Genomic DNA, 11,761 nt, shown 5'->3' on the forward strand with positions numbered 1-11,761 from the left:
GGTAAGCCGGACAAAAGGGCAGCCGCAGAGGGCAGATAAAAAGAGGCCCATAAAGAGAGTCCCATAAAGAGAGTCCCATAAAGAGAGTCCCATAAAGAGAAGCCCATAAAGAGAAGCCCATGCAAACATCTGTTTCCGCCTACTCGTCTTTTGGAAAATTTCATGGTATAATACTTCCATGACTTCCATGTGCCGCCATATTGCCGGAAAGGAAAACAATAATGAATGAGACAGATAAAGGGCCTGATGTATGCCAAAACCAAGACGAAGGATTGAACGAAACCCAGGGCGTGCCGGACGGTTCCCGTGAGCTTTCAGACAGTTCCCATGAGCTTCCGGATGGAATGGAGATTGATATGTCACACTATAAAGAGGGGTCTGCCGCTGCCAAATGCGTACTGGGAGTGATTCTTCTCCTGTGCTTCATCTTCATGTCCAGGTCCTGTAACTACAGACATTCAACCCTCACCTTTTATATGGGTCCGGAGCCGGAGGTTAACCTGGGAAGCCAGTATTACGAGGAAGGAAGATATCAGGAGGCTGCTGATTATTACCAGGAAAAGGTGGACGAAGTTTTTTCAAACGGCAAGCGGTATGAACCGGCCAACGGTCCGCTCTATTTTAACCTGGGTATGGCATACTATAAACTGGAAAACTATGACCAGGCCCTTCTCTATCTGAAGGAGTGCGCGGATGTGGACAAGAGGACTTCCAATACAGAAGAACTGGCATGGGATTATAACACCATGGCCGACGTCTGTAAGGACGCCGGCCATATGGACGAGGCCCTGAACTATTATGAAAAAGGTCTGAAGGCTATAAAAAAGGCCTGCGGAAAGGACTCTGAGTATACAGCCATTTTTCTATCCGATTTAGGAGACGCGTACAAGAAAACCGAGGACTATGAAAAGGCCCTGGAGAATTATCAGCAGGCCCTGGAGATCCAGGAATCCAATGGAAGCGACCAGACCTGGTCCTACATCCGTATAGCAAGGATTTATAATGCTTTAAAGGATTATGATGCCGCAAAACATTTTTATGGCAAGGCTTCCGGGTCGGAAACAGCCGACTCCTACACAAAAGGGGTGGCTTTCTACAATATGGGACAGATGTACCATGAGCGCGGAGAGTATTCTCCTGCACTGGCCGCCCTTGACAAGGCGCTGGAGTTTGTTAACCAGGATGGCGACAATGCCTATGCTGAATCCAATGTCCAGAATACCCTGGCTTCCGTATACGCTGAATCAGAGGACAGTCTGGACAAGGCTATCTTGCATTCTGTCACGGCATGCCGTCTGCTGGAAACATCCGGATTCCCCACGCACAACTGCCGCGAGGACCTGGAACAATTCAAAGAACAGCTGAAAGGCTACTACCAGACAGATACCAGGGATATGACAGATGAAGGATTTGAATTATGGTATCAGGATCAAATGGATTCCGAATAAAACCAGGAGGTAACTATGTTTAAAGACTACGAACATCACGCACAGTATTACGAGACCGATCAGATGGGCTGTGTGCACCATTCCAACTACATCCGCTGGATGGAGGAGGCAAGGGTAAACTTAATGGAACAGATGGGCTGCGGGTATAAGGCCATGGAAGCATCCGGCATCATGAGCCCGGTTCTGGAGGTGCACTGCCAGTACAGGTCCATGGTACGTTTTGATGACCATGTAAAGATACATGTATGGGTAAAGGAATATAATGCCATCCGCATGACCCTTGGTTATGAGATGCGCGATGCAGCCACCGGTGAACTCAAAACCACCGGCGAGAGCAGGCATTGTTTCCTGGATACAGGCGGCAGACCTGTATCCTTAAAACGTTCCTACCCTCAGTGGGACACCGCATTCTGCAGCGCGGTCCAGGCGCAGGATTCCCGGTAATGACGGCATCTGTAGGCGATGCTGTTATCCAAAGGGATTATCCTCACATGTATATATGTAATTATTAAGACAGGAAGGCTGACTAGTTTATGACAAAATTAAAGAATATCCGAATATTGATAATATCCATTTTATGTGCAATATCTCTTTTGCTGGGAGGATGCACGGATTCCTCCCCCTCTTTTTCACCGGATAAGGGTTCATCCATAACCGCGCCATCCGGTTATGGACTGGCTGTGCATTTTATTGATGTGGGCCAGGGCGACAGTATACTGGCCGAATCAGACGGACACTACATGCTTATTGATGCAGGTGAAAATGACCAGGCCGGCACCGTAATCTCTTATCTAAAAGCACAGGGCGTAACAAAGCTGGACTATGTAATTGGCACCCATCCTCACTCCGACCATATCGGGGGCCTGGACAAGGTCATTGATACCTTTCCCGTTGACAAGGTCATTCTGCCACCTGTGGAGCACACCACAAAAACCTTTGAGGACGTACTTGACTCCATTGCCTCCAGGGGACTTAAAATCACAAAACCCACCCCCGGGGATTCCTATGATTTGGGAGACGCCTCCTTCACCATACTCTCCCCTGTAAAAGACTATGGCAGCGACCTGAACAACTGGTCCGTGGGCGTACGCCTTACTTACGGCGATAACAGCTTTGTCATGTGCGGTGACGCAGAGAATCAGGCTGAAGAAGATATTATCAAAAACGGCGCAGTGCTAAAAGCAGATGTTCTGAAGGCAGGTCATCACGGCAGCAGCACCTCCACCAGTGACGCATTTCTGAAAAAGGTATCCCCCTCCTGGGTGGTAATCCAGTGCGGAAAGGGCAACTCCTACGGCCATCCACATAAGGAAACCATGGAAAAGCTTAAGAAGGCAGGCTGCCAGGTACTGCGCACAGACGAGGAGGGAACCATTACCGCATTCAGTGACGGCAAGACAATTACATGGAGTACCGGCACTGCCGCGGTTCCCGGCACCAGCGCCGGCAGCGGCGGCAATCAGACAGCCGCTATCCCAGATACTGACAACGGGGCCGCTGCTGAAAATGAGGCCGGCAATCCCTCCACACGCTCCAGCTATGTCATAAATACCAACACAGGCAAATTCCACCGCCCCGACTGCGCCTCTGCCACCCAGATGAAACCTGAGAACCGCAAAGACGTGGCAGCATCCAGGGATGAACTGGTACAGGAGGGGTATGAACCCTGTAAGCAGTGCAAGCCTTAAACCAAACCCACAGAAAGGATTTTTATATGAAATATATCATCGACCGGCTGGAAGAGGGTCTGGCCATATGTGAAACTGAATTAAGGAAACGCATCTCTGTTCCCGTCAGCCATCTTCCAAAGGAAGTTAAGGAAGGCGACGTGCTGAGAGAAGAGGAAGGCAGGTTTTTCCTGGATTCCGAAGAAACAGATAAAAGACGGCGTGAAATGAAGAAGAAGCTTATGGATCTGTTTGAATAAAATCAAAAAATGACAAATGACTGCGGGCCCGTATTGTCTATGCCAATGGGGCCCGCCTTTTCTGTTATGCTCCTGTTAAGTTACCCGTTATACTCCTGCCATACTTCCTGTCGTTCTTGCCATACTTCCTGCTGTCCTTCCTGTCATACTTCCTGCCGTACTTCCTGTCATACTTCCATCCATTCATCCATACCCTACCTGTTATCCGGCGATATCATTTTCCCGTCCTGGTCAAACTGGTATTCCTTTCCATCAACCACACAGGTTCCCACAGCCATCTTCCCGTCTGTTCCCAGGTAATAGAGAGAACCATTTTCCCCGTACCATCCGGTCCTCATGTTTCCGTCACCGTCAAACGAGTACCATACGCCGTCAATCTGCTTCCAGCATCCAATCACACGGGTTCCGTCCTCGCAGATATAGTTCCAGTATGCCCCATTCTGATGCCAGCCCGAAGTACCTGAAGCTTCTCCTGCCCCGGAAGCTGCCCGGACCACTGCCTGTTCCTGTGGCTGAGTCTGCGCCTGGGCCGGTGCCTGGGCCTGGGTCTGGGCCGGTGCTTGAGCCTGGGTCTGGGCTTGTGTCTGGGTTTTTGTCTGGGCCCGGGTCTGGGTCTGGGTACTTTCCCCGCCTCCTGCATAGGGACACACTCCATTGGGATGCAGGTGTGCCGGATGACCTCCGCAGTGGTAGTGATAGCTTCCCAGCCCGCTGGCATTCTTGTTATCCCGGTGTCCTCCGCTGGCATCGGTTCTGCCTGAATGAGCCTGGGCCTCCATTCCCCACGGGGCCTGTCCCGTCATTGCCGCGCCTCCTGCCAGAAGCACTCCGCTCATGACCGCTGCCACCCATACCTTTACTGTACGTTTCATCTCATTACCTCCCGATTTCATTTTTAACTCTATTTTACCATGTTTTTATCTGTGTGTAACTCCGTATTTCAGCATCTTTCCAGGGGATTTTCTCATTTTCAGGCCATTTCCGGCATAAAAAATTGGTGGAAGCACTTGCACGTTTTTCCCAATGATGATACCATAAGAAACATATGTAATGAATTCAACTAGTTTGGAGGTTTTTAAAATGGAACTAATCATACCTAAAGATTACGATCCCCGCCTCTCCATACGGGAGACCCAGGACGCAATCAAATACATACGCGATACCTTCCAGAAGGAAATGGGCAGGGAGATGCACCTTGAACGTATCTCCGCTCCCTTATTCGTGGAAAAGAGCAGCGGACTTAATGATAACTTAAACGGCACCGAGCGTCCTGTTTCCTTTGATATGCTGGGGCTACCCGGCGAAACCCTGGAGGTGGTGCATTCTCTGGCAAAATGGAAACGTATGGCATTAAAGAAATACGGCTTTAAGCCAGGCGAGGGACTTTACACCAACATGAACGCCATCCGCAGGGACGAGGAGCTGGATAACCTTCACTCCTGTTATGTGGACCAGTGGGACTGGGAACGTGTCATTACAAAGGAGCAGCGCACCCTGGACACCCTGAAGGATACGGTGCGGGAGATCTTCAAAATTATCAAGCACATGCAGCATGAAGTGTGGTATAAATACCCGGAGGCTGTCAAACATCTTCCCAAAGATATTTACTTCATCACCAGCCAGGAGCTTGAGGACCTGTATCCTGATAACACTCCTAAGGAAAGGGAAAACCTGATTACCAGGGAGCACGGCTGTGTGTTCCTGATGCAGATTGGCGACAAACTGGCCGGCGGCAAGCCCCATGACGGACGTGCGCCTGACTATGACGACTGGAAGCTGAACGGCGATATTCTTTTCTGGTTTGAGCATTTGCAGTGCGCCCTGGAAATCTCCAGCATGGGTATCCGCGTGGATGAGGCTGCCCTGGAATACCAGCTGAAGAAGGCGGGATGTGAGGACCGCCGCAGCCTTCCCTATCATAAAATGCTTTTAAACGGCGAGCTTCCCTACACCATTGGCGGCGGTATCGGACAGTCACGTCTGTGCATGCTGCTTTTGGACCGCGCCCATATCGGTGAAGTACAGGCCAGTATCTGGCCCCAAAAAATGCGCGATATCTGCGGGGAGAACAAGATTTATCTGCTGTAGCCATTGGCTGGGAGCGTATTATGGAATCGAATATCTCAATCTTTTTTATCATCGAAATAATCGGTACCGTGGCCTTTGCGTCCTCCGGTGCCCTGGTAGCCATCAAGCAGCGTCTGGATCTGCTGGGAGTGGTGGTCCTTGGCGTCACCACTGCCGTTGGCGGCGGTATGCTCAGGGACATCCTACTGGGCATCGTCCCGCCCAGCCTGTTCATGAACCCGGTTTACGTGTACACCGCCTTTCTCACGGCCATGGTGCTCTTCATCCTGGTGTGGCTGAACCAGCAGATACTGGAAAGCCGGTATATCTCGGCCTATGAGAAGATGATGAACCTGTTTGATGCCATCGGACTGGGCGCATTCACAGTCACCGGCATCAATACCGCGGGGACAGCCGGTTACGGGGAATATCATTTCCTTTCCATCTTTCTGGGCGTCCTCACAGGCGTGGGCGGCGGTATCCTGAGAGATATGCTGGCAGGCCAGTCCCCGTATATCCTGCGCAAGCATGTGTATGCCTCTGCCTCTATTGCCGGGGCCGTGTGCTATGTATGCCTTAACGGCTGGCTCTCCAGGGATGCCTCCATGATATTGAGCGCAATCCTGGTGGTGCTCATCCGCCTTCTGGCGACCAAGTACGACTGGAACCTTCCCACCGCATACCATACTAAGAACAAATAAATAAAACAAGTCCGGGCCGTAATCATTGTACAAACCAATGTAACGATGATTACGGCCCGGACTTTCTTTCCATGCGCTTGTATTGCTCTTATAAAACATGCATGAAACTCACCTCTGCTGCTGTAAATACTTAGTAATGCTTCTTTGGAATATCTTCATGCTGCTGTCCACGTTCCTGTTTTCCATGAGTATCTTTGATATTTCACCGTCCGCCAGACTCATGACCTGCTCATACTGCTGGTATTTAGGCTCTATAACCCCATTTTCAATTACATTATAAAGCAGGCTGCTGTTGATAACCTGCTCGCCCTCGTCCATGTCCTCCTGTATAATGGCAGCTGCCTGGGCGGATCCGGTAACGCTTTTGAGCACAGACACCCCCTGAGAATACCGGAATATGTCCATCTGCATCTCTTCATTTCCCGTCAGCTGTTTCAGAAACTCCCACGCCAGCTTTTCATGCTTTGTATTGCTGTTGATTCCCATGAGAAGGGAATCCACTCTGGAACGGTTTTCCCCCTCCTTGCCCGCGGGAAATGTGATGCAGTCCCACTGGAACTTGGTATATTTCTTAATCCGGTAAGGATATGTTTTATAGGTCCTGTACTCCGCAAAGGTCAGGGGCATGAAAGCCACGTTCCCCTTGTTGAAATCCTCCTGGGTCACGCTCTGTCCCTGGTTCAGGTCATTGAGGCGCTTCATGTATTTAATGGCATCCAGGACATGGGAGTCTGTAAAGGGAAGCTGCTGCTGATGCCCATCATAAAACCTTCCCCCGCTGGTGTAAACCGCATTTCTCCAGCTGTAATTATAGGTTCCGAACTGGTCCAGCAGTCCGTCTCCGTTTACATCCTTTGTTATCTTACGGCAGATTTCATACATATCGTCCCAGGTCCAGTCCTCCCCCGGCACCTCAATCTGCTCTTTCGCCAGAAGGGACTTGTTGACAAATAAAAGGACGGGAACCGTTTCATAAGGAAGGGCGCACTGGTGTCCGTCGTACTTTCCCGCATCCAGGGCAGTAGTGAAAAAATCATTCCGGTTAAACCCGGCGTCGTGTTCAATGAGCTCGTCCAGTTTTTTCATGACTCCCAGGGATGAATACAGGTTGAAATCCGTGTCCGGCACCATAAACACGTCCGGCATCTTTCCCTCTAAAAGCTTTCTGGCGCACCACTCCGAGTAATCCTCCTTGCTGATTCCGCTGTAGTAATGTATCCTCACCCCGGGATGCTCCTCCTCGAACTTTGCGATGGCCTTGTCTATCATGACAAAGCTGCTGGCACTGGCCACATCCCAGTTGCTTCCCGTGAACATGCCGAATTCCAGGACAATCTCCTTCTCATAGTACTTATATATACATCCAAGGAAGCCTGCAAGGAGGAACACGGCTGCTCCCAACCCCAGTGTCCATTTCCATCCCTTCATCCCAATCTCATCCTTCCTTCTGCCAACATCTTGACCTCTCCCGATCCCCGTACACTGGTCCGGTCAAATCTCATGTGCCCAGCCGCTTTCTCACGTTGGTCTGGACAGCCCAGATGGCCAGCTGGGTGCGGTCCCTCAAATCCAGCTTGTTCAGTATAGTGCTGAGATAATTGCGCACCGTTCCCTCAGACAGCTTAAGAGCCTCAGCTATCTCCCTGTTGCTGGCCCCCACTTCCACCTGGGCTATGATCTTCCACTCTGTCTTTGTAAGCTCATCCACATTCTTATCGCCCACAAGTATGCTGTAATCTGCCTGGGCCATCTGCGAAAACAGCCTCAGCACCTTGGTTGCAATATCCGGGTTAATCATAGCCCATCCATTATACACCGTGGTGATGGCATTGGCCAGTTCATCCATGGACACGCCTTTTAAGAGATATCCGCTGGCACCATATTTCAAAGCATTGTAAACGTACTCGTCATCGTCAAACGTGGTGAGAATAATAATTTTTATCTGAGGATAATTTTCCTTGATGATTTTCGTGCACTGCACACCGTCCAGCTTGGGCATCCGTATGTCCATCAGTATGACATCGGGTTTATTCTTCCTCACGCTGCGGATGACCTCCTGTCCGTTGGAAGCCACATCCGTAACCATTATGTCCGGCCTGCTGTTGAGCACAATCTGCAGGCTCTGGCGAATCAATTCCTGATCGTCGGCAATCAATACTTTAATCATAAGTCTCCCCCCATCGGATTGGTATTCTTGCATTAACAGTAAATCCGTCGCTGCCGTCAAATGTAACAACGCCGCTCAGCATCTTAATCCTCTCCTTCATATGCTTTGTTCCGAATCCGCTTTTTATCTCCTTGCATCCGATTCCGTTGTCCCTTATTTGCAGAAGGATATCCGTATCCTCCTTCTTTATGGTAATCCATATCTGGCTGGCATGGCCATGGCGCAGCGCATTGGTGATTCCCTCCTGGATAACCCTGTAAATGGCATTTTCCTCGTCCTCGTCAAATTTCAGGTTCTTTACCTGGCAGTCAAAATACACCCTTGCGCCGGACACAGCGTTCATGTCCGATACCATCTTGCTGATGGCATATTCCAGGCTGAAGCGCTCCAGGGCGTCCGGGCGCAGCTGGCTGACTGAGCGCCGTATTTCCTTAATGCCGTCCCTTGTGACCTTGGAAATAAGCTCCAGCTGGTCCTTTGTCTGCTGGGGCGACGTGCCTATGGTGGCAAGGCAGGCATCTATTCCCGCAGCAATTCCGGTCAGGGTATGCCCCAGGGTATCGTGGATTTCCCTGGCCAGGCGGTTTCTCTCCCGTGTCTCAGCCATCTTTTCCGCCATCACGGAATACTCCTGAAGCTGCTCATTCACATCCTGAAGCTGCTCGTTCAGGGCGTGTATCTCGTCCAGATTTCCCTGCTGCTGGTTGATGATGTTCACACAGTACACCACGAACATGATTACATTCAGGGATACCAGGATATTATAGCTGCTGAGCAGATACTGCTGGGTGGTTGCATTGTAAAATGAGATATAATCCTGTATGGAATACAGGCGGTATGAAATGGAAAGCAGTTCGTAATCAGCCAGTATAAAACTGCCGATTGCCACTGCCGCCAGAAAATACCTGGATTTCCCGTTCTTGGCATAGAGAATGACATTGGAAAACACCAGCAGCAGAATTCCGTTGTAATTAAAATTCAAAAGTATGATGATGGCAAAACATATGGCAAAATCAGCCACAAGGCTGAAAAGAATCACCTTGCTGTTGTCCGGAAACAGCCGGTCCCGCACAAACATACTGCCTGCCAGAAGAGCCAGAAGGAGGGCGCAGAGCCAGATGTTCCAGTAAGGATACCAGACAATGGCCTGGATGCCGCTTAAAAACTCCCTGGCCACATAGCTGCGCCGTATATTTTCAATTGTGGCATATATAAATATGCTGAGTCCCATGACAGATACCACATTCAGCGTCAGAATGCCCAGCTGCAGGATGCGTACCCGCCTGTTATCCATGTTCGTATCCATCTTCTCACTGCCACCCGTCTATCTCAAACTCGTGGAGGTTATCCCTCGTAATCATGGTGCTGGGCATGCTTATGTATTTCTCCACCGGCTCCCCGTCCAGGTATCGGTATGCGGTCTCAGCCGCCTTCCTTCCTATGGACCTTGGGCTCTGGGCGCTGGTTCCTGTCACATAGCCCACATCCAGGATTGCCTTGAAATCCGGAGAGCCGTCGATTCCGTAAATCAGGACGCCCTCCTCCCTCCTGGCCTGCTGCAGGGCTGCCAGAGCCCCCAGTGCCGTGGGGTCATTGCCTCCCAAAATCACGTCAAAGCTGATGTCACGGCGCAGCAGGTCGGCCATCACATGGGATGACACCTCAATCTCGCCTGCCGCAGCTTCCCTGTATACCACCTGGTAATTGTGATTGTCCGCTATGGTGTCCAGAAATCCCTGTTCCCGGTTGGTAATGGAGGTCTGTATAGGGTTGTCAAGGATGACAATTTTAGCCTCGTCCTTTCGTTTCATCATATCCAGGGCGCAGAGCTGGCCCGCCTGGTAATTGTCCGTTTCAATAATGGAAATTACGGAGTCCCGGTCCTTCACCACCGTATCCACATTGATGATGCCGACTCCCGCCTCTCTGCACGCATCCAGGGCCGGCTGTACCTTTTCCCAGTCCACGGGATTTAAAAACAGCATCTGGATGCCCTCGTCTATCATTTCCTGAATCTGTTCATTCTGCTTTTCCTGGTCCTGAAGGGGATCCCGGGTAAGCAGGATATCGCCGTTGGCTTCCACCACCTCTTCAATCCCCTCATTGAGTACATCAAAATACGGATTATTCCTGGTCATATAGGTGGCCCCGAACAGCCTGGCCTCATGCTGGCGCCCGCTTGCATCCCCATGGCCGCAGCCCCCCAGCAGGAGCATGGCGCCCGCTGTCAGGATTAACAGACCTGTCCCTATCTTCATCTGGTTCCCGCCTCCCTATTCTTGGCTTAACTTCCCGGCTGCCGGTCATATCCCCGGCTGTCCGGTCATGCCCCCGGCTGCCCGGTCCTTCCTCATTATACCTCAAAGATGCAAATCTGTAATATTTCATAGGAACTTTTTATAAAACTTTGGCTTCGACAAAAAGCGCCCCACTGCCGTGAAACGCTTTTGCCGTAAACCAGGCTCTATTCCGCCTTTTTGTTTCTCAGATAATCCACAAAAACAGCCAGGAGAATAACAGTTCCCTTTACCACGTACTGCCAGAAGGAATTTACATTCAGCAGATTCAGTCCGTTGTTCAGCACGCCGATAATCAGGCCGCCTATGATGGTGCCTCCGATTTTACCGGAGCCGCCTGCCATGGAGGTGCCGCCCACCACAACAGCCGCAATGGCGTCCATCTCGGCTCCGTCTCCTGCCGTCGGCTGGCCGGAATACATACGGGAGGCCAGAACCACGCCCGCAAGTCCCGCCATGATTCCTGAATAGGTATGTACCAGGAATTTAACCTTGGCTGTGCTGATGCCTGAGAATCTGGCTGCCTGGGAGTTGCCGCCCACCGCATAGATATGGCGCCCCAGCTTTGTCTTATTCATGATAATGGCCGTGATAACCAGCACCACTGCCAGAAGTATAACCGGAGTGGGGACTCCGCCCACGTACCCGGCTCCCAAAAACTGCCATTCCTTTGTAACCACACGCACAGGTGAACCGCCTGTATATACATAGGCCAGTCCCTTTGCCACATTCATGGTGGCCAGGGTCACGATAAAGGGCGGTATGGTTGTCTTTGATATGACAACGCCGTTAAACATACCCACCACGGTGCCCACCAGCACGCCGCCCAGCACGCCTACTGCGATTGGAAGGCCGTAACGGGACACGCAGCCGGCTGCAAAGCAGCCTGAAAGGGCGATGATGGAGCCAACGGACAAATCAATGCCCCCCAGGATAATGACCATGGTCATGCCGCAGGCCAGGAACAGGTTGGACGATATCTGTCTCAGCACATTGAATATATTTTTCTGGGTCAGAAAGGAGCCGCTGGTCTTTGGAAACACGGATAAGAAAATACACAAAATAAGCAGGGCCCCGATGATGCCGATATTATCCTTGAAATATTGTTTTACATTTTTCTGCAATCTGGTTGTCATTTGACTTTCCCCCTTTTC

At 50.8% G+C, this 11,761-nt stretch carries 13 protein-coding genes; 6 read left to right on the forward strand and 7 right to left on the reverse strand.

Going from position 1 to position 11,761, the window contains the following annotated elements; all coding sequences use genetic code 11:
- The first annotated feature begins 221 nt into the window (after positions 1 to 221).
- From CGC65_RS21345 to CGC65_RS21360, 4 genes are all read left to right on the forward strand, one after another.
- On the forward strand, positions 222 to 1,448 hold the full coding sequence (locus tag CGC65_RS21345; protein ID WP_002569755.1) for a tetratricopeptide repeat protein: 1,227 nt from the start codon (positions 222 to 224) through the stop codon (positions 1,446 to 1,448).
- 15 nt (positions 1,449 to 1,463) lie between these two features.
- Positions 1,464 to 1,892: an acyl-CoA thioesterase gene (locus tag CGC65_RS21350; RefSeq protein ID WP_002569756.1), complete on the forward strand. Its 429-nt coding sequence runs from the start codon at positions 1,464 to 1,466 to the stop codon at positions 1,890 to 1,892.
- 89 nt (positions 1,893 to 1,981) lie between these two features.
- Positions 1,982 to 3,136: a ComEC/Rec2 family competence protein gene (locus CGC65_RS21355; protein WP_002569757.1), complete on the forward strand. Its 1,155-nt coding sequence runs from the start codon at positions 1,982 to 1,984 to the stop codon at positions 3,134 to 3,136.
- Between the two features lie 26 nt (positions 3,137 to 3,162).
- Positions 3,163 to 3,375 carry a DUF3006 domain-containing protein gene (locus CGC65_RS21360; protein ID WP_002569758.1) on the forward strand — a complete coding sequence of 71 codons (213 nt, stop codon included), beginning with the start codon at positions 3,163 to 3,165 and terminating at the stop codon, positions 3,373 to 3,375.
- Between the two features lie 64 nt (positions 3,376 to 3,439).
- On the opposite strand, the gene CGC65_RS32125 is transcribed toward CGC65_RS21360, so the two are convergent.
- Entirely contained in the window at positions 3,440 to 3,562 is a 123-nt protein-coding gene (locus tag CGC65_RS32125; RefSeq protein WP_007036992.1) for a hypothetical protein, read from the reverse strand.
- Between the two features lie 7 nt (positions 3,563 to 3,569).
- Positions 3,570 to 4,247 carry a YHYH domain-containing protein gene (locus tag CGC65_RS21365; RefSeq protein ID WP_002569759.1) on the reverse strand — a complete coding sequence of 226 codons (678 nt, stop codon included), beginning with the start codon at positions 4,245 to 4,247 and terminating at the stop codon, positions 3,570 to 3,572.
- Positions 4,248 to 4,455: 208 nt separating this feature from the next.
- Here CGC65_RS21365 and asnA point away from each other — a divergent pair, with 208 nt between their 5' ends.
- Together asnA and CGC65_RS21375 are read left to right on the forward strand one after the other, a co-directional pair.
- The gene (gene asnA, locus CGC65_RS21370; RefSeq protein ID WP_002569760.1) at positions 4,456 to 5,463 is read left to right on the forward strand and encodes an aspartate--ammonia ligase; all 1,008 of its coding nucleotides are present in this window, start codon (positions 4,456 to 4,458) and stop codon (positions 5,461 to 5,463) included.
- A gap of 20 nt (positions 5,464 to 5,483) precedes the next feature.
- Positions 5,484 to 6,143, forward strand: a complete 660-nt coding sequence (locus CGC65_RS21375) for a trimeric intracellular cation channel family protein (RefSeq protein WP_002569761.1) — start codon at positions 5,484 to 5,486, stop codon at positions 6,141 to 6,143.
- A 108-nt stretch (positions 6,144 to 6,251) separates the two neighbouring features.
- On the opposite strand, the gene CGC65_RS21380 is transcribed toward CGC65_RS21375, so the two are convergent.
- The 5 genes from CGC65_RS21380 to CGC65_RS21400 all read right to left on the reverse strand — a co-directional run bounded on the left by CGC65_RS21380 (position 6,252) and on the right by CGC65_RS21400 (position 11,743).
- Entirely contained in the window at positions 6,252 to 7,571 is a 1,320-nt protein-coding gene (locus tag CGC65_RS21380) for an ABC transporter substrate-binding protein (RefSeq protein WP_002569762.1), read from the reverse strand.
- Between the two features lie 70 nt (positions 7,572 to 7,641).
- Positions 7,642 to 8,310 carry a response regulator transcription factor gene (locus CGC65_RS21385; protein WP_002569763.1) on the reverse strand — a complete coding sequence of 223 codons (669 nt, stop codon included), beginning with the start codon at positions 8,308 to 8,310 and terminating at the stop codon, positions 7,642 to 7,644.
- On the reverse strand, positions 8,303 to 9,616 hold the full coding sequence (locus tag CGC65_RS21390; RefSeq protein WP_002569764.1) for a sensor histidine kinase: 1,314 nt from the start codon (positions 9,614 to 9,616) through the stop codon (positions 8,303 to 8,305). The genes CGC65_RS21385 and CGC65_RS21390 overlap by 8 nt, the downstream gene beginning before the upstream one ends.
- Positions 9,617 to 9,620: 4 nt before the next feature.
- Positions 9,621 to 10,568 carry a sugar ABC transporter substrate-binding protein gene (locus tag CGC65_RS21395; RefSeq protein WP_002569765.1) on the reverse strand — a complete coding sequence of 316 codons (948 nt, stop codon included), beginning with the start codon at positions 10,566 to 10,568 and terminating at the stop codon, positions 9,621 to 9,623.
- Between the two features lie 206 nt (positions 10,569 to 10,774).
- Positions 10,775 to 11,743 carry an ABC transporter permease gene (locus CGC65_RS21400; protein ID WP_002569766.1) on the reverse strand — a complete coding sequence of 323 codons (969 nt, stop codon included), beginning with the start codon at positions 11,741 to 11,743 and terminating at the stop codon, positions 10,775 to 10,777.
- Positions 11,744 to 11,761 lie beyond the last annotated feature (18 nt).

It is taken from the genome of Enterocloster bolteae, assembly GCF_002234575.2.
GTDB classification, from domain to species: domain Bacteria; phylum Bacillota; class Clostridia; order Lachnospirales; family Lachnospiraceae; genus Enterocloster; species Enterocloster bolteae.